Genomic DNA, 19059 nt, shown 5'->3' on the forward strand with positions numbered 1-19059 from the left:
AATGTGCAGCCATGCTCACAGCGTATTTGGGCCGGCGCAGGCGGCACACGTACACTGGATAGCGGTGAAGTCCCTATGAAAGAGGCTGTCTATGACCGCTACCGCTCCCGCTGTCGAACCATCCACCAATACGCCTGCAACGCTGCATGCCGAATCCGTTGCGGCGCCAGTCACTCCGGACGCACTCACCCGTATCGCCGATATGCTTGAATCCGCACTGTCCAGCTCGCGCGAGGTCATCGACTTGGTGATCACCACGTTCGCGGCAGGCGGTCATCTGCTTCTCGAAGACGTGCCCGGTGTAGGTAAAACCACGCTTGCACGTGCCATGAGCCAGGCCATTGGCGGGGAGGCCAACCGCATCCAGTTCACGCCGGATTTGCTGCCCAGCGATTTGACGGGTGTGAGCATCTATTCGCAGGATTCCCATGATTTCGAATTCCATCCTGGACCGCTGTTCGCGAATATCGTCATAGCCGACGAGATCAACCGCGCGAACCCCAAAACCCAGTCGGCGATGTTGGAGGCCATGAACGAAGGACAGATCAGCGTCGACGGCCACAGCCATTCGCTGCCAGACCCGTATTTTGTCATCGCCACTCAGAATCCGATTGAACTTGAGGGCACTTATCCGCTTCCGGAAGCGCAACTTGACCGTTTTATGTCCTGCACGAGTTTCGGGTACCCGTCGGCGCAAGCCGAGGCGGCTATGCTTACCTCCGCTGATTGGTCCAATCCACTTGACCGAGTGAGTCAGGTGTGCAGTGCGCGTGAAGCAAGCGTCATACGATCGGCGGTGCGCAAAGTGGCTATCGCCGATACGGTAGCCGACTATCTGGTTTCGATTACTCGCTCCACGCGAGAGCATGAAAGCGTGCGTTTCGGTGCCTCCCCAAGAGCCAGCCTGCATCTGGCGGCCATGGCCCGTGCCCGCGCCTATATTGCGGGCCGTGACTATGTGCTGCCGGATGATGTACAGGTGCTTGCCTCGCCGGTGCTCGCACATCGACTGGTACTGGATGATGCTGGCTTTGGCTCCGGCGATTTGAACCGTGCGCGGCAGATTATCGCGGATATCGTGTCCGGCATCCCTGTGCCGCGCGCGTGAAGGTTGAATGATCATGGCCATGCCTAAGCGGCTCCAGCGGCAGCATCATCGCCGGCACGGATTGATTCGCCCCACGGTTGGTGGACTCGTACTGTTGGCTGCAGGTGGCGCAAGCTGCTTTGGCGGCCTGTTGCTCGATGAGCGGATGCTGATGGATACGACCATTGCCATTGCGATACTCTTCGTCTGCTCATTGGTGATGATTATGCTGCAATGGTTCGGTGTGCTGGCCATTGGACGCCCGCAATGCCGGAAACAAATCGAGCAGCGGGATCAATTCGGGCATACGGTGGCGCGTATGATAGGCGACCCGCCTGCGAACCGACGTGGACGATACGTAACGCTGAATACGGCGGTGCATTGGATCGCGCCGTTGGGCTTGTTCGCGGCAACCAAAATCGTGCCTACATCAGAGGAGACTTTGGTGTTGCCGCAAGTCAAAGGCCCGGCAGACGGCGATGGTGTTGCCGCTGATATGCGGCAAGCTGGTACCAGTCATCAGGAGCAATCTGGTGGTGTGCGCACCTATGCTCCGGGCGATCCACTGAAGTTGATCTCATGGAAGCATACGGCCCGGCGCGGTGAGCTGATGACGCGTGAAACCGGGCGTGATGCCCGCCCTACGATCATCGTGGTGTTGCATTCCGATACGAGCGCCGAGCAGCTCGACGTTCAAGTGGCTTCCGTGCTGTCGGTCGTGCGCGCGGCGGGGAAACGCCGGCAGCGCATTATTGCCACCGATGGAGTCCAATGCCATGAGGGAATCGCTGACATTGAACGATTCCTGGCTGCGGTACGCCCTGCGGAATCAGGACCGGCATCGTCGCGAGAGGCGGCCATTCGCCGGCTCACCACCCAAGGGCCGTCGCTGGTGGTGGATGCGATGGAGGTGCAGCCCCTCGTAGTGGAGTTCTCTCCCCGTAAACCGGTTTCACAGGAGGTTTTCTTCTCTACAAGAGGCTGGCTGCCGCTGCTCATCTCCTTTGCCATTGCTCTTAACGCGCTTACGGGCCTTATCGCTCCAACAGGTATGTGGATTTGGTTTGCCGCTGCTAGTTTCGCAACGGTTGCCATCGGAAGCGTCATCCCGAGTGCGCGCCTGGCGATGCATATTCATCGCCCGCGATGGGCCGTCGATATATGCAGAATCGTGGCCTTTGCGGTAATGGAGATTCTTGTCGTCGCCGTACTTTCCATAGTGCATCTGAAGGATCTGCTGGCGCCGATTTGGCATCAGGGCGGTTTGGCCGCAAACCTTGCGGATTCGTGGAGACTTTATACCAGCACTGTGGTCAGCGGATTCGATGCGCTGAACCTGCAATTGCCCCCGCTTAAGGTCGTGGGACATGCAGACCTGTTCCTACTGTTGCTCGTTGCCGCTGCGGCATTGTTGATTCGCCTGGTATTGATTTGGCGGGTTGCCCGGCCGATTATGGCCGTACTGCCGGTAACCGCATTGGCTGCGGATTACGCGCTCGCCGGTCACACGGCGCCATTGTGGGCCATAGGACTCGTCGTTGCGGCTTTCCCGTTGTTGCTGTGGGCCGCGCATCCTGAGCGCACGCATCCCGACATGAAGTTCGAAACAGGCTTGCGAGGGCATAAGCATACTTCGTTGCAAATGAGCCGTATCCGACTGGCTGCGCCGGCAGCTCGCGCAATATCGTCGCCTTTCTCGCTCAAAGGACCCGGCAGTACCTTAAGTCTCGCACCATTACTTGCCGTCGTACTTGCCGTCACCATCACCGTGCCGCTCACGGCACCGGCTGCCGAACTGGCTTATCAAGTGCCATTATCCATCGGTGAAGGCGGCGGCATGTTCACGTCGAACACCGTCAGCCCGATGATTGACCTGAAACGCAACATCGAAGCCGGGTCCGACGCCACCGTGCTCACCTACCAGGCGTATAAACGCAGCTATATGCGCCTCACAACATTGGATAACTTCGACGGTGACTCTTGGGGCTACGATCGCGAACTCGCACTTGACGCTGGACTATATGGTTCCGGCATCCAGCTTGGTCGCAATAGCGAAGACGAACTCACTCGAGAACAACGCCGCGGCATGAACCCCTTAAGCATGTACATGTATTCCTTGGGTTACGACGGCTACATGGTAGCCACCTCCAACCGGAACACGCTCGAACAGTTCATGGTGAATGCCACCGTGCGCATCGACACCCTCAAATCCCGTTTCCTGCCAGTGCCCGGCATGGCCTCGTACGTGGAAGGTGCAGGCGCTGACTGGCTCATGTATCAGGACGGCACGGTATACAACCGCACATCCGGTACCTCGGCAGACACCACGTACACTGTGTTCGGCGCCGACTTTGACCCCATTACCAATTCAAGTGGTTTCAGCAAGCTTTCCGTCATCACGGACGCTAAAAACAGTCTGATAGGCACCAAGGTTGCAGCTGGAGAAGAGGAAAAGAACGCTTGGTATCAGGCTCGTCGCAACCTTGCCGATACCGGACTTGTCAGTGTCCAAGACGATACGCTGATCATCAATGCCACCATCAGTGATGACGGCTCGATCATTGGACCGTCAGGTTGGTATCTGGGCAAAGCCAGTGATGACGGCGGAGAGGTGCGAATCGCTGATGGCAAGTACATCAGCATGCCCAGCGGCATTGTTTTTGACGATACCGTAGTAGATCAGCTGGGATTCGGCCGTGACGATTACGTTATCGGCGTAGGCGCACCGAATACTCTTGTTCTCGCCATGCCCATTATTGATGTAGTTGGTACCCAGGCTATGGATGGTGGTGTTGCCACATTTTATGGCCAGGATTTGTGGACCAGCCAAGCTCTCGCCGCATTAAGGCGTATGAACTCCGGGCTTTCCGGTTATACGATGATGGTCGGCAGTGATAGCGACGTCAGCAATCCGATCACTGAACGATTGAAACAGTATGTGGAGCGCAGTGATGAACATGCGCATGAAAGCCGGTACACATCCTTGCCGGAGCGGCTGCCGGCCAACATTCGTGCCGTGATTCAGCAGGCTCAAGCGGCGGGAATATCCATTACCAGTTCCAGCTACGACGATCAGGTGCGCGCGATGCGCTGGCTCGTGGAATACTTCACCAATCCGGAGAACAAGTTCACGTATTCACTTGATGCACCGGACGGCGATGGGCGAGACAATCTGGAAGTCATCAACGATTTCCTCGATCCGGAAAACGGGCATTCGGGCTATTGCCAGCATTACGCATCGGCTTTGGCGGTGCTTGGCCGTGCGCTGGGCGTGCCCACGCGCATCGTGATCGGCTACAACGCCGGCGTCGAGCCTCGCGGCAAAGACGGATTCTTCACCGTGCAATCCAAGCAATTGCATGCATGGGTGGAGGCTTATATGGATGGCGTTGGCTGGGTGCCATTCGATGTGACGCCCGCTACCACCGAGAACGGCTCGGCCTCTTCGGATTCAGGCACCAGCTCGTCCGATACCTCCGACTCGAACTCTGCTGCTGCTTCTGATGGTTCGGATGCCGCAGTCACTCCCGACCAAAGCCAGACTGATGGCCAAGCCGAGCAAAACAGTAATACCGGCAGCGAGCAGTCCTCTGATGCCGCCAACAACGCCGATAAACAACAGTTTGCCGATACCGTTGCCGATGGCTCTGGAAACATCTGGGCTGAAGCGGCTGATCGGTTCATGGCCAATCCGACATGGTTGCGCGTTCTGATTATTGCCGCACTGGTATTGGCGCTGGTTGGTGCCGGTTGTGGAGCACCACGATTATGGCGTTGGCTACGCCGCAGGCGCGTACTGGTGATAATCGACCGTGCCAAAGCAGCCCCTGACAATCACAAGCTTGTTGCAGCGGCCTGGCAGGCCGCATGGCATGAAGTGCGTCGAGCGGCGAAAAAGCCTAAGCCGGCTGCCGCCGATACGGATATGGATATTGCCGAAGCTATAGCACAGCAATATCCCGATTGTGCTGAGGCGGTGCTCGCCATCGCACGCAATGCTACTGCATCCACCTTTGGCGGCACATCCAAGCCGGTGGACGGGCTTGCCGAACAGTTGAAAGCATTGTGGAGTTTGGCGGAATCCAGGAGATGACTCAGTGCCTAGTGCATACGCATATGGGCGCATGCACTAGGCACTCAGCAGGATCACACCTCGAAGCCGGCCTTAGCCAGCGCGTGATCGATATCGCGAATCAGATCGTCAGTATCCTCAAGTCCCACAGCCAGACGGAAGAAGCCGCGATGGAACTCCGGCGGATACAGGTACTGGCGCTCATCATCCTCGCCGAGGAACACGATCAGCGATTCATCGTGGCCTAGGGACACCGCCGAGGTGATCACATTGAGTTTGGAGACGAACCGATTGTGCCCATCATGGTCGGTGTCCAGGCCGAACGCCAGCACGCCGCCGAACCCTGAATCAGGCCGGGCGAGCTGGCTTACCGCAACATCATGATGCGGATGTGATTCCAAACCGGGGTAAGCGACGAAGCGCACGGACGGAATCGACTCCAGATGCTTGGCGATGGCTAGAGCCGAAGCGTTATGCTGGCGGATGCGCAGTGGCAATGTCACCGAGCCGCGGTTGATGAGCCAAGCGTTGAACGGCGAAATGATGCCGCCGAAGTTCACCTGTGCCGTGAAACGAATCTCATTGGCGCGGGCCTTGGTGGTGGCGATCACGCCGCCGAGTGCGTCGCCATGGCCGTTGATGTATTTGGTCAGCGATTCGATGACGATATCGGCGCCCAAATCAAGTGGGCGGACGTTATACGGCGTATTGAACGTGTTATCCACACTGACGAGCGTCTCGGTGCCGGTCTTCTGGCCGTGCTCATGCACCAGATCGGCAATCGCCTTGATGTCGGATACCTTCAGCGTCGGATTGGCCGGCGTCTCGATATGCACCAGTTTGGTATTCGGGCGCAGCGCATCGGCGACGTTCTGCGGGTCGGAGGTATCCACAATCGAAGTCTCAATGCCGTATTTTTCCGGCAGAATCTGATTAAGCAGACGATATGCGGCGATATATGTGGTGTCGGAGAAGATCGCATGATCCCCACGGTTGAGGAATGTGGTGAACGTGGCGGAAAGGGCGGCCACGCCGGAGGCGAGCACCACCGCGTCTTCGGAGCCTTCCAGCCGGGCGAGTTTTTCCTCCAGATACCGCTGGTTCGGGTGGCCATTGCGGGTGTAGAGATTCACATCCGAGCTGGACCAGTTGATATCGGACGGATCGTAGGGCAGCGCGTAGGCGTTGGCGAGCGTGATGGGGCGACGGATGGCGCCGGTTTCAGCGTCAACACCATTGCCAAGATGGATGGACAGCGTGCCGAACCCCAATGGCTTGCCGTCGAAGGATTTGCCGTGATGTACAAGATCAGAAGTCATGTGCCCAGCATGCCAGCAGCGGTCAATGGCGCGCAAGCATGGGCAATCAGCCGAAAACCGCGCTAATTCGGGCTTTTTGAGCGGTGTATAAGAAAAACGGTATAGGATAGGGCCATGAGTTTCAAACATCGCAGCATTATCGATACCATCCCCTCCTACAAGCAAGGCAAGCCGGCCCCCAAGGTTGAGGGTCAGCGCTCCTTCAAGATTTCCAGCAATGAAAATGCGTTTGATCCGCTGCCTAGCGTGGTCAAGGCCATCGAAGGCCATGCGTTGCCGCATCTGAACCGTTACCCTGATATGCGTGGCTGGGCCGTGGTGGAGCGCTTGGCCGAGGAAATCGGCGTCAAGCCGGAGAACATCGTGCTTGGCTGCGGCTCCACTGAAGTCATCACCCAGCTGGTTCAGCTCGTGGCCGGCCCCGGCGACGAAGTCGTCTACCCGTGGCGCAGCTTCGAGGCATACCCGATTATCGTGGCTGGTGCTGGGGCCACCAGCGTGCAGGTGCCGAACCTGCCGGATGGCTCGCATGATATCGATGGTCTGATCAATGCGGTCAACGGGAAGACCCGTCTGGTAATCGTCAACAATCCGAACAACCCGACCTCCACGTCCGTGGCGGCAGCCGACGCCCACCGCCTGATGGAAGCCGTGCCCTCCGACGTGCTGGTACTGTTCGACGAGGCCTACTTCCAGTTCAACACAGATGCGGATACGTCCGTGGCCATGGATCTCTTCCGCGAATTCCCGAACGTAGTGGTGGCCCACACCTTCTCCAAGGCCTATGGTCTGGCCGGTCTGCGCATCGGTTACGGCATCGCTCCGGAGGATGTAATCGATGGTATGCGCAAGGTGGCCCTGCCATTCGGCGTGACCGATGTAGCTCAGACCGCGGCGCTCGCCAGCCTCAACGCCTACGACGAGCTGACCGACCGTGTGAAGTCGATTATCTCCGAGCGCAACCGTGTGGTGGCTGCGCTGAAGGAACAGGGATGGGACTTCCCGGAGCCATACGCGAACTTCTTCTGGCTGCCTCTGGGGGAGAAGACCGATGAAGCCGCCGCTCAGTTCCTGGCCGCAGGCCTGTCCACGCGTGTCTTCTCCGGTGAGGGTATCCGTATTTCCATCGGTGAGGTAGAGGCCAACGACCTGGTCATCGACGTGTGCGCCAAGCTCAAGGCCGCTGGCTTCTAAGGCTATGACCTTGGCTCCCTCTGATGACGGGCTCCCGGCGGAAGCCGGGCGGGCCCGTAGATGCACAGTCAGACGAAGTCTGTCCGTGTGCGACACGCCGAAACGTGTTTAGAGTTGCGTGAGTCCGCCAGATGTGTTTATATATCCGAGTTGCCTGTTGAGGTCAAACGCCGCAGCGGGAAACAGACTGGCGGATTTCCCAAGCGGTCAAAGGGAGCTGACTGTAAATCAGCCGCTTCGTGCTTCAGTGGTTCGAATCCACTATCCGCCACGCCCCGATAGCTCAGTGGTAGAGCACTTCCTTGGTAAGGAAGAGGTCGTGAGTCCAATTCTCACTCGGGGCTCTCTGGCGGGGTAGCTCAGCTGGCTAGAGCGTACGACTCATAATCGTAAGGTCAAGAGTTCGAGCCTCTTCCTCGCTACAAACTGCGCCCGCTAACCGGTGGGCGCAAATTATACCTAGTAAACACAGAGGTGAATGAGAATGGCTAAGAGCGCCGACATCCGTCCGGGCATCACGCTGGCCTGCACCGAGTGCAAGGAGCGCAACTACATTACGACCAAGAACCGTCGTAACACCCCAGATCGTCTTGAGCTCAAGAAGTTCTGCCCGCGCTGCGGCAAGCAGACTGTGCACCGCGAGACTCGTTGATCGCACAGCATCAAGCTTCAAAACCCAGTCCATGTGGCTGGGTTTTTTCGTATCTATTGCCGAAATACGGGCTGGAATGGACGTTTTTCGGCTGCAAAAAGTCCTATTGGACGCTTCGAATTGCCGGATGCGTCCATTCCAGCCCGTATTTCGGCGTTCGTAGCCACTAGGATAGAGGACCATGACTAGCTTTGCAGACATCACCACCATGGGCGTGGGTGGCGAAATCGCCCATTTTATTGAACCGACCACGCGTGTCGGCCTGATCGAGGCTGTGGAGGATGCCGATTCCAAGGGTCTGCCGTTGGTGGTGATTGGCGGAGGCTCAAATATGCTCATCGCCGACGAGCCGTTCAATGGTGTGGTGGTGCGTGACGCCCGCAGACTCATCACGGTGCCGGACGAAGCCGCTCCGGTGGAAGGCCAGGACCGCACTGTGCATGTGAATGCCGAGGCCGGTGCCAACTGGGATGATTTCGTGGCCTTCACCGTGGAAATCGGGCTCGAAGGCGTCGAAGGCCTCTCCGGCATTCCCGGCACGGTGGGCGCATCGGTGGTGCAGAACATTGGCGCATATGGTCAGGAAGTCGCCACCTCGGTGGAATCCGTGGAAGTCTGGGACCGCGAGACCAAGACCACGCGCGACCTGACGCCGGACGATCTTCATTTCGGGTATCGTTACTCAGCACTCAAGGCCAGCATGTATCAGGCTCCCGGAGTTCCTGCGCAGGAATTCTTCCCTACGCCGCGTTATGTGGTGCTCTCCGTGACATTCGCGCTCACTCACTCTGCCCAAGGCACGGTGGGCTACGGCCAGCTTGCCAAGGCGCTTGGCGTTGAAGTCGGCGATCGCATGGACACCAAGGAAATCCGTGAAGCGGTGCTCAAGGTGCGCGCGGCCAAAGGCATGCTTGAGGACCCTACGCGTTATGCGTTGCCCGCGATGGCCGATGCCAAGCGTGAAAACAATATCCTGGCCGATTTGCAGCGCTTGTCTGCGCGCAATGACGCATCTGGCATCGAACCGACTGAAGATGGTCTGCCTGCCCCTGACTACAATCGTCACAGCTGCGGTTCGTTCTTCATGAATCCGATTCTTCCGGCCAATCAGGCTGCGAATCTGCCGGAAGATGCACCACGTTTCGAAGCCGTGCTGCCGAACGGTGAGCCGGGCGTCAAGACATCCGCCGCCTGGCTGATTGACCATGCCGGATGCCACAAGGGATTCGCCGTCGCTGCTGATGCGCCGGCCAGCCTATCCACACAACACACACTGGCGCTTACCAATCGCGGAAAGGCGACAGCCAAGGATATCGAGCGGCTCGCTCGCACAGTGCAGCAGCGTGTGCGTGACGCGTTCGGCATCGAGCTCATTCCAGAACCAGTATGCGTAGGTGTGCTGGGGGAGTAGACGCAGGGAAGTTACCGATAGGTAATAGACAAGTCACAGGGCCTCTTCTATACTCGTTTTTCGATGTTTTTGCGTGCTCAGGTGCGCTTTAGAGAAAAGAGAAGGCTTTATGCAACTGTTCCGTACGAAATCCGTCGAACAGACCATTGCCGAAACAGGTGAAGAGGGCCGCAAGCTCAAGCGCAACCTGACTTGGTGGGATCTGTCCATTATGGGTGTGGCTGTGGCCGTTGGCGCAGGCATCTTCTCCGTAGGCGCGCAGGCCGCCGCCTTCCATGCTGGCCCGGCCGTGATTATCAGCTTCCTTATTGCTGGCATCGTATGCGGCGCAGCCGTGATGTGCTACGCCGAATTCGCTTCGATGATTCCGGTGGCCGGTTCCGCCTACACCTTCACCTACACCACGGTGGGCGAGCTGATGGCATGGATCATCGGCTGGGATCTGATTCTGGAGATGCTCATGGCCGGTTCCGTGATCTCCAAATACTGGGGCGTCTACCTGAACGACTTCATGCGGCTTATGGGCTGGAACGCTAACACTAATCTGACGTTCGGCTCCTTCCACATCGATGTGGCACCGATCATCATCGTGGCGTTCTTCACCACCCTGCTCGTGTTCGGTACCAAGATTGGTGCCCGTGTGGATGGCGCGATGACCGTGCTCAAGATCGCCATCGTGTTCTTCGTGGTGATCGTCGGCTTCTTCTACGTCAAGGCCTCCAACTTCACTCCATTCGTGCCGCCGGCCGAACCGGCCTCCAGCATCGATAGCTCCACGGCAGTCTCCGGCGTGATGGGCCAGCCGCTGTGGCAGTGGGCCACCGGCATGGTGCCGTCCATCTATGGTGTGCCCGGCATCCTGTCCGGTGCGGCACTTGTGTTCTTCGCTTTCATCGGCTTTGATGTGGTGGCCACCGCTTCCGAAGAGACCAAGGATCCGCATAAGAACGTGCCGCTCGGCATCGGCGTGGGCATGGCTCTGATCATCATCATGTACATGCTCGTGGCCATCGTGACCACCGGCATGGTCTCTTACAAGGAACTCGCCCAGCAGGATAGCCCGTCGCTCGCCACCGCGTTCGAACTGGTCGGCGCCAACTGGGCCGCCAAGATTATCAGCTTCGGCATTGTGTTGGGCCTCGCCACCGTGGTGATGGTGCTGTTGCTCGGCTTGACCCGCATCGTCTTCGCCATGAGTCGTGACGGCCTGCTGCCTCGCGGCCTGTCCAAGACCGGTAAGCATGGCACCCCGGCAGGTCTGCAGATCGCCGTAGGCGTTGTGGTGGCTTTGGTCGCCGCCCTGTTCGATATCGGTGTGCTTTCCGATATGGTGAATATCGGTACGCTGTCCGCCTTCACACTGGTGGCCATCTCCATTCCAATCATGCGTAAGAAGCGCCCTGATTTGCCGCGTGCCTTCAAGATTCCGGGCAACCCGTGGGTGCCGATTCTGATTGGTCTGGCGAATCTGTGGCTCATGCTGAACCTCACCGTGCTCACGTGGATTCGTTTCATCGTATGGCTGGTGGTAGGCTTCGCCATTTACTTCGGCTATGGTTACTGGCATGCACGCTTGGGCACCGGTGATTTGACCGACAAGCTGTCCGCTGAGACCGATAAGGCCATCAACGGCTGAACTTCCAGCTATCTAGCGTACTTTTCGCGCGAAAAGTACCGTAAAGTACGGGGAATACGTTGTGTCAAGCGTCCGGCCGCGAGCCTAGAATTGACACAGCGTTATTTCCAAGGAGGATTCCATGCCATACGTTGTTGCTCAGCCTTGCGTGGATGTTAAGGACAAGGCCTGTGTGGACGAGTGCCCGGTCGACTGCATTTACGAAGGCTCTCGTTCCCTGTACATCAATCCGAACGAATGCGTTGACTGCGGCGCATGCGAACCGGTGTGCCCCACCGAAGCCATCTTCTATGAAGATGATTTGCCTGACGAGTGGGCGTGGTACAAGGATGCCGCTGTTAGCTTCTTCGCTGAGGTCGGCGATTTGGGTGGCGCTTCCGCCCATGGGCCGATTGGCAAGGATCCTGAGCAGGTGGCTGCCCTGCCTCCGCAGAATCAGTGAATTATTAAGTGAACGCTGATTCACACATTGCGAACCCCCGACCGCGATGGCCGGGGGTTCGTCGTATCTTAGGAACAGCACTGTGAAGAAAGGGTTTCTATGGGCTTCCATGCATATTCCTCCCCGTACGACTGGTCTCGTATCGCTGGCTATAAGGCCACGGCGAAAACCGTGCCCGGCGGCATGGTCGATCTATCGGTCGGCTCTCCCGTGGACCCCGTGCCCGCCAGCGTACAGCAGGCGCTGATCGCCGCGGCGGATGCCCCCAATGCGCATGGCTATCCGGTCACCGCTGGTACCGCAAATCTGAAAACCGCCATCAATGATTGGTTCCGTACCATGCGCGGCGTGGATCTGAAGTCCATCAATGCGGCTGTCGTGCCCACCGTCGGATCCAAAGAAGCCGTGGCGCTAATGGCCAGCCTGCTGCATCTTGGCCCGGGAGACGTGGTTGTACAGCCCAAGGTCTCATACCCGACCTATGAAATCGGCACCCAGTTGGCCGGAGCCACTGTGCTCAAAGTCGATGATGTGACCGATGTGGATTCCTGGGCCAATGTGCCGAATGTCAAAGCCATTTGGGTCAACTCGCCATGTAACCCCACGGGTGAAGTGATTGGTGCGGATTGGCTGGCTGATATCGTCGCCGCCGCTCGCCGCATCGGCGCAGTCGTGCTTTCGGACGAATGCTATGCGCTGATGGACTGGCGCTCGGTCCGCTCGTCTGCGGATGGCACTTGTGCGAGTGCGGAACCGGAATCCAATGAGCCGGCCGCGGCAGGCCGGTCGTTTGCTTTATCTGCTACGCCGTGCGCTTTGAGCCCGCAGGTCTGCGAGGGTTCGGCAGATGGCGTCCTGGTGCTGTATTCGCTTTCCAAGCAGTCGAATATGGCCGGCTATCGTACCGCTCTGATTGCCGGTGACTACCGTCTGGTGCGTGAAATGAGTGAATATCGCAAGCAGATCGGTGAGATCATTCCAGGACCGGTGCAGGCTGCCATGGCTGCAGGTTTGCGCGATACTGCCGCCGTGCATCAGCAGTGGACTCGTTATCGGAACCGTTTGGCGGCATTGGTCGAAGCGCTGAAAGCATATGGGTATGATTCCGTACGCATGCCTGCCGGTGCGCTCTATGTGTGGGTGAAAGCCAAGTCCGGCGATTGCTGGGCTGATATGGCCGAGCTGGCCAAAATCGGCATTATTCCAAGCCCCGGTGAGTTCTATGGCGCTCCCGCATACTTGCGTTTCTCCGCCACCGCCACCGACGAAGCCATCCGGGAGGCCTGCAAGCGGCTTGCGGCTTGACCTATGATCTGCCGCGAATGTCAGCTTGTACTTGATTCGTTTATGCTCCGAATTTCACTGCGCTGTTGCCGAATTTACGGCGTACCGCGTCGAGCGCGGCTTCGGCATCATGCCGCCGAGTCTGCGCGGTACTGCCGTGAGCATTACTGCTCTCCTCAAGCATGTCATCCAAGGATGGCTGCACTGCGGTGTTTTTCGCTTCGCTCAGCGAGGAGGTGCTCATGCCGGCCAAGCGAATCAGCTTCGGCAGAGGCTGACTTGGTTCGGCTGCAATCGGCATGCCCAGCATGATTTTCAACTGTCGCACGCACTCGGGATAGAGCACGCCAGCGGTATCGGTCGGACATTCCATCGTGAATGAACGGGTCTGGTAGCTCAAGTCCGCGAACCGCAGCTTGACCGTAAGCGTGCGCGCCACCAATCCTTTACGTCGCAATGTGCCGGCAACTTCATCGCAAGCCGAGCGCAGTAGATCGCACACCACACGCATGTTACGCGTGTCCTTCAGCAGCGTGCGTTCGGAACCAATGGATTTCTCCTCGCGCACGGGGGTAACCTGGCGCAGATCCAATCCATGTGAGGCCGCCCATAATCCACGCGCAGCCACTGCGGAACCGGTGGCGCGCGTAAGAGCCTTTTCATCCATACTGGCTAACTCAGCCACCGAAGTCACGCCCCAGGCGTTCAACCGCTTCTCCAGCGAGGGGCCAATGCCCGGAATGCCGCGCAGCGGCATCATCTGCACGAATTCAGCGGACCGGGTAACGGGAATCAGCAGCATGCCATCAGGCTTGGCGTTCGTGGAAGCCATCTTGGCCACCAATTTATTAGCGGCTATACCAACCGAGCACGTCACATGGAAGCGTTGCGAGACCTGCTCGCGAATCCAAGCGCCAATCGCGCTCGGTCTACCCCATTGCAACAGCGCGCTGGACACATCCATATAGCCTTCATCCACCGAGACCTGCTCGAAGCGGTCCGTGATGGTTAAAAACACCTCGTGCATAATGCGATGCGACATCATACGGTAATAGCGCATATCCACCGGCAGAAAAATCCCGTTCGGACACAGCTGTCGTGCCCGGGCCGAAGGCATGGCCGAATTGATGCCGTAGCGTCGTGCTTCATAGCTTGCGGCAGATACTACTGAACGCGGACCGGTACCGATGATTACCGGCTTGCCCTTGAGCTGTGGATTGCGCGCCACCTCCAGTGAGGCATAAAACGCGTCCATATCGATATGCAGCACCGTGCAGCCGGTCTCGTCATGGCCCCAATCGCGTTTGGCGGCGGCCAGCCTCGGTGCAGTACTCATGCCATGTATTGTAGGCCTACGCGGCGTCGTGAACGATTGCCTGAATGGCGTTCACTATGTGTGCATAAAAGGCTGAATTCCATTGTTGCGTTCACATCGTGGCACAGTCCATGCGAGCGCAGCAGTGTCCCGACTCTGCGTGTAGCGTGAGGTCTATGAAGAAGGCAGTGGTCAATATCCTCAATCGTGTTCCTGTGGTGCTTATCGTGATTGGTGAGGCGTTGGTCATCTATACGGCCACGGCCATTGCCAAGTTGGCATTCACCCAGCTCGACCCGTTGTATTCCGTGTGGTATCGCGTTGGATTCATGACTCTACTGTTGCTCGCCTGGCGCAGGCCTTGGCAGCGTGCCAAGCGAGACCGGCTGTTCAAACGCAGCGCTCGCAGTTGGGGGCTTGTGGTGCTGCTCGGATGTGCATTGGTGCTGATGAACACGATGTTTTACGTAGCCATCAGCAATATGGATATGGGCATTGCCGTATCCATCGAGTTCATCGGACCGCTTTCGGTGGCGGTGATTACCGGACGGAGTTGGCGTGAACGGCTGGGCATCGGCATCGCCGCAGTCGGTGTGGTATTGCTCGCCGGTATTTCACTATCGGATCCGGCCGGCAGTGGCAGCTTCCTTATCGGTCTGATCGCGATTCTTATCGGCGGTTCGATGTGGGGTGTGTATATCGTCACCGGGCGGCGCGTCGCCGCCGGCGGTAACTCTCTGGACAACCTGTGCATCGCTGTGACCATTGGCTGGATTGTGCAATCGCTATTCCTTGGCGTTCCGGCTGTGGAACATGTGATTTGGCCGAAATCGGATGCGACATGGGCTCTGGAGCCTGGCGGCTCGTTCAAGCTTCTGGCGCTATTGTTCACTATTTCGTTGATGGCATCGTTCATTCCATATGTGGTGGAGCAGATTACATTGCGCCGCACCACGTCAGGCGCTTTTTCCGTGATGCAGTCCATTAACCCGGCTGTAGCTGTGGCGGTGGGTCTCGTTTTCGGTGAGATTCCAGGTGTTGGAGAACTGATTGGCGTGGCATTGGTCATCTTCGCAGTTATCGTCACCTTCTCTGGCGATGCGGCGCCGGCGAAAGGTAAATGACCACGCGCGGCACGCCGTATCCGCAGTTCGTGATACAGTAATGTGCTGTTGCGCTCAACGTGCAACGTGGAGTCATGCCTGAGTGGCCGATAGGGGCACCCTGCTAAGGTGTTAGTCGCGTAAGCGGCTCGAGGGTTCGAATCCCTCTGACTCCGCCGAATATCCCGGGATTCCTCCATATGGAACCCGGGTTTTTTGTGTTTTCGAGCTGCTGATTTATGCGAGAGTGCATGAGAACAATGTGAAAAGGGCGGAGCCGAAATCCGCTACAACCGGTGATCCGTTATGTAGCGGAGCCGGAGGTACGCCATTGTCCGCCCGTCTCCGAATGTCATTCTAATAGCAGCAGAAAAACGGCACGACGGGAAAAGACCATCATTTGACCCGAATATGTCATATTCTGGCCATGAGAGAAGTCCAACAACGATGTGTAAGGCAGAAAGTCATGGGCCATATCAGAGGTCAAGGGCAACATAGGGGAACTCGGTCAGGTGGCGAGCGCGTTGCCGCGGTCGTCGTCTTCATTTTCGCATTGGCTATTGCGCTGGGCATCGGACTGTGGTTCGGTATTCAGCACCGTAATGCGGCACAAGAAAACGCGGGCCAATGGTCTATTGCCGATTCCGCTGCCTCAGGCAAAGAACTCAGCAAATCGCAGCATGCTCCGACCCCGGTTGCCGAGCATCATGGCAATTCCCCGGATTGCCCGGATCAGGATTGCATCGCACTATTGGTCAATGGCGATTTGTTGTTCCATGAAGGTTTATGGAACCAATTCCGTGGTGCCAACACCAGTGCCACGGACGGCACCGCATTCAACTTCGACCCGCTTTTCGAGCCGATGAAGCAATATATCCAGGCGTCGGATATCGCCGTATGCAATTTCGAGACCCCAATTGCCCAGCGGGGTGGCCCATATTCCGCTTACCCGATTTTCAACGTTCCTCCTGAGGTGGCGGATGCCGCCCGCAACGTGGGCTACAACGCCTGCACGCATGCGACCAATCATTCATGGGATCAAGGTGCGGATGGCATCGCTCGCCTATGGGATACATTGGCGGCTGATGGCATTGCGCAGACCGGTTCCTATAAAACCGAAGAGGACTCCATGCAGCCGTTGGTCATCGATTCTCCGACTGGCGGCGGCAAGCTTGGCTTGATTGCAGGAACAGTGTCGCTCAACGGTGAGGTCGCGGATGCCGACTGGCGTGTTGACCGACTGCGCGACACGGATGATCCTCATCATGCCAGTGATATTCAGCGTGCTGTCGATAAGGCCAACAAAGCACGTGAGCAAGGTGCCGATATCGTGGCCATCGCAATGCATTCGGTCGTGGAATACATCGATTATGCTGACTCCTGGCAGGTCACTGAGGCTCATGAGCTTGCGGATACCGGCGCATTCGACGTGATCTACGGTGCCGGATGCCATTGTGCGCAGCCCATCGAGAACTATAACGGCACGTGGATCATCTATGGTCTTGGCAACGCGGTTACGGAAAGCGCCTCCGCCGCAACCATCGTGAACAATCAGGGTGTCACCGCACGCGTCCAATTCGCAGGCAAGAAAGGGGTCAAGGGGTCTTGGCGCGTGAACCGCATCGACTGGTTGCCGACCGCGAACCAACAGCAGGGCACATACCGATGGTGCCCGATTTCGAGCGACCATCCGATAGGCACATGTTGGTCCGAAACGCAGGATGCCCAAGTGCGCCAGCGTATATGGAATGTCATCTACTCGATGGGAGCGGACCAGAACGTGGTGCGTGAGTGGAACATCACACAGGAATAGCGGCCGAATCCACTTGATTTTCCCACGGACAGCCTAATGTGGTTGCCATGACCGAGATCTATGAAACGCAGCCTGAACGCACTGATTTGCCGTTGGTTGTCATGCCCTCCGTATTGCAGTCGATGATTGAGCCCATCAAAGCCCAGTTCCCTGCATTGCGCGACGTGGCTCGCGTGCGCATGTTCGAGGAATTCACCTCGGATGAATCGGTGCTCGCCGAACGCGTCGCCGATGCTGATGCCCTGCTCGTGGGTGGTTACCATATCTCGGATGATTTGTTGCATACGCTGGGCGAGCGCAGCCGTATCAAATGCATCGTATTCTGCGGCACCGGCGTGGCCAGCTATATCAATCTGGATCTTGCGCGCACGCTGAAGATCCGCGTCTGCAATGCCGAACATTATGGCGATCATGCCGTGGCCGAACACACGTTCGCGCTGATGCTTGAGCTCGTTCGCCGCACTGGTCAGCTGGATGCCGACGTGAAAGCCGGTAACTGGGCATGGGCAGGTGGCGATGGTCTGCAGTTGGCCGGCCGCAAGCTGGGCATTATTGGTCTCGGCGGCATCGGTTCCACCGTGGCCGGTATCGCGAAGGCGTTCGGCATGGAGGTCAGCGCGTGGAATTCGCATGTGCCGGCCGAGCATTTTGCGCGCACTGGTGCGCATCCTGTCGATGATCTGAACGAACTGATCGCTGGCAGCGATGTGGTCTCCGTGCACTTGCCGCTGAACGATGCCACGCGAGGCATCGTCACCGCTGAGAACCTGGAGCATTTGAGGCCTGGTACGTTGTTCATCAACACCGCGCGTTCGGAAGTCATCGAATCCGGGGCTTTGCTCGCCCGCCTGGGCAAAGGCGATATTCCCGCGGGATTGGATGTGTTCGATCATGAACCGCTGGCCGCTGACGATCCCATCTGCCATGTACCCGGCGTTGTGCTCACCCCTCATGTCGGCTGGCGTACCGATGGTGCGTTCAAAGAGCTCACACGCCAGATGATTCAATGCCTTACCGCATACTTCGCCGGAGAGGACTACAACGTCGTCGTCTCCGAACGCGGATGATGCCTGGATGCGGACGCCTATGCAGACGATTCTCAACACGCCTGAGACTCCCGCGCATGATGCGCTGGTCGAGAAAAAGTCCGAGTTCATCGGGGACGCCGCGCACGTAGCCACGCTTGAAGAAGCCATCGCGTTCGTCAACACCATTCGCGAGCGGCATCCCAAAGCGCGCCATGTGGCGTATGCGGCTGTATGCGGCGGTGCCGATGGGCGGCTTTCCGAACGTATGAGCGATGACGGTGAGCCGTCCGGGACCGCGGGCAAGCCGATTCTTGATGTGCTCAAGCAATCCGGCACCACCGATTGCGTAGTGGCGGTGACCCGTTATTTCGGCGGCATACTGCTGGGCTCGGGTGGCCTGGTTCGTGCCTATTCTTCCGCGGCTTCACTGGCCATGAAGGCTGCGCAAGTGGCTCGTATCATGACCGCGCAACGCTACCGTGTGAGGCTTGAATACCCGCAGCTTGCCCGATTCCAGCAGCTGTTGGTTCAGGTTGGCGGCAGACAGGAAGACGAGAACTACACCATGAATGTGGAATTGACTGCTGTGGTGCCGCTCGAACTTACCGATCGATTCGAAAACCATGTACGTGAGGCGTTCAATGCGGCGGTGGTTCCCGACCCTTTGGATCGCGTCAACATTCCCGTGCCTGTAGAAAACTGA

At 57.9% G+C, this 19059-nt stretch carries 14 protein-coding genes and 4 tRNA genes; 16 read left to right on the forward strand and 2 right to left on the reverse strand.

Annotated features, from left to right (window positions below):
- The first annotated feature begins 91 nt into the window (after positions 1–91).
- Together CSQ86_RS01940 and CSQ86_RS01945 are read left to right on the forward strand one after the other, a co-directional pair.
- A complete protein-coding gene (locus CSQ86_RS01940; protein WP_100493435.1) occupies positions 92–1108 on the forward strand; it encodes an AAA family ATPase in 1017 nt (338 codons plus the stop codon).
- 19 nt (positions 1109–1127) lie between these two features.
- Positions 1128–5180 carry a transglutaminaseTgpA domain-containing protein gene (locus CSQ86_RS01945; RefSeq protein WP_165773703.1) on the forward strand — a complete coding sequence of 1351 codons (4053 nt, stop codon included), beginning with the start codon at positions 1128–1130 and terminating at the stop codon, positions 5178–5180.
- 53 nt (positions 5181–5233) lie between these two features.
- Here the strand turns inward: CSQ86_RS01945 and CSQ86_RS01950 are convergent, their stop codons facing one another.
- Positions 5234–6478 (reverse strand): trans-sulfuration enzyme family protein, encoded by a 1245-nt coding sequence (locus tag CSQ86_RS01950; protein ID WP_100493437.1) that lies wholly within the window; start codon positions 6476–6478, stop codon positions 5234–5236.
- 114 nt (positions 6479–6592) lie between these two features.
- Between CSQ86_RS01950 and CSQ86_RS01955 the strand changes: the two genes are divergently transcribed.
- The 9 genes from CSQ86_RS01955 to dapC all read left to right on the forward strand — a co-directional run bounded on the left by CSQ86_RS01955 (position 6593) and on the right by dapC (position 13118).
- The gene (locus tag CSQ86_RS01955) at positions 6593–7672 is read left to right on the forward strand and encodes a histidinol-phosphate transaminase (RefSeq protein WP_100493438.1); all 1080 of its coding nucleotides are present in this window, start codon (positions 6593–6595) and stop codon (positions 7670–7672) included.
- Positions 7673–7861: 189 nt separating this feature from the next.
- Positions 7862–7943 (forward strand) — tRNA-Tyr (locus CSQ86_RS01960).
- Position 7944: 1 nt separating this feature from the next.
- Positions 7945–8016: transfer RNA gene (locus tag CSQ86_RS01965), tRNA-Thr, on the forward strand.
- Between the two features lie 4 nt (positions 8017–8020).
- Positions 8021–8094, forward strand: a tRNA-Met gene (locus CSQ86_RS01970).
- Positions 8095–8156: 62 nt separating this feature from the next.
- On the forward strand, positions 8157–8324 hold the full coding sequence (gene rpmG, locus CSQ86_RS01975) for a 50S ribosomal protein L33 (protein WP_007053013.1): 168 nt from the start codon (positions 8157–8159) through the stop codon (positions 8322–8324).
- A gap of 181 nt (positions 8325–8505) precedes the next feature.
- Positions 8506–9735, forward strand: coding sequence for a UDP-N-acetylmuramate dehydrogenase (locus CSQ86_RS01980; RefSeq protein ID WP_100493439.1), 1230 nt, complete (start codon positions 8506–8508; stop codon positions 9733–9735).
- A gap of 109 nt (positions 9736–9844) precedes the next feature.
- A complete protein-coding gene (locus CSQ86_RS01985) occupies positions 9845–11371 on the forward strand; it encodes an amino acid permease (protein ID WP_100493440.1) in 1527 nt (508 codons plus the stop codon).
- Positions 11372–11492: 121 nt separating this feature from the next.
- Positions 11493–11813, forward strand: coding sequence for a ferredoxin (gene fdxA, locus CSQ86_RS01990; RefSeq protein ID WP_100493441.1), 321 nt, complete (start codon positions 11493–11495; stop codon positions 11811–11813).
- Positions 11814–11912: 99 nt separating this feature from the next.
- Positions 11913–13118 carry a succinyldiaminopimelate transaminase gene (gene dapC, locus CSQ86_RS01995; RefSeq protein ID WP_100493442.1) on the forward strand — a complete coding sequence of 402 codons (1206 nt, stop codon included), beginning with the start codon at positions 11913–11915 and terminating at the stop codon, positions 13116–13118.
- Between the two features lie 40 nt (positions 13119–13158).
- On the opposite strand, the gene dinB is transcribed toward dapC, so the two are convergent.
- The gene (gene dinB, locus CSQ86_RS02000; RefSeq protein WP_100493443.1) at positions 13159–14433 is read right to left on the reverse strand and encodes a DNA polymerase IV; all 1275 of its coding nucleotides are present in this window, start codon (positions 14431–14433) and stop codon (positions 13159–13161) included.
- Positions 14434–14588: 155 nt separating this feature from the next.
- On the opposite strand from dinB, the gene CSQ86_RS02005 reads away from it, so the two are divergent.
- From CSQ86_RS02005 to CSQ86_RS02025, 5 genes are all read left to right on the forward strand, one after another.
- Positions 14589–15536: an EamA family transporter gene (locus CSQ86_RS02005; RefSeq protein WP_100493444.1), complete on the forward strand. Its 948-nt coding sequence runs from the start codon at positions 14589–14591 to the stop codon at positions 15534–15536.
- Between the two features lie 68 nt (positions 15537–15604).
- Positions 15605–15691: transfer RNA gene (locus CSQ86_RS02010), tRNA-Ser, on the forward strand.
- Positions 15692–15981: 290 nt separating this feature from the next.
- Positions 15982–17328 carry a CapA family protein gene (locus CSQ86_RS02015; protein WP_100493445.1) on the forward strand — a complete coding sequence of 449 codons (1347 nt, stop codon included), beginning with the start codon at positions 15982–15984 and terminating at the stop codon, positions 17326–17328.
- A 47-nt stretch (positions 17329–17375) separates the two neighbouring features.
- Positions 17376–18395, forward strand: a complete 1020-nt coding sequence (locus CSQ86_RS02020; protein ID WP_100493446.1) for a D-2-hydroxyacid dehydrogenase family protein — start codon at positions 17376–17378, stop codon at positions 18393–18395.
- Between the two features lie 19 nt (positions 18396–18414).
- Positions 18415–19059: an IMPACT family protein gene (locus tag CSQ86_RS02025; protein WP_100493447.1), complete on the forward strand. Its 645-nt coding sequence runs from the start codon at positions 18415–18417 to the stop codon at positions 19057–19059.

The organism is Bifidobacterium felsineum, from assembly GCF_002802915.1.
Classification (GTDB): Bacteria; Actinomycetota; Actinomycetes; order Actinomycetales; family Bifidobacteriaceae; genus Bifidobacterium; species Bifidobacterium felsineum.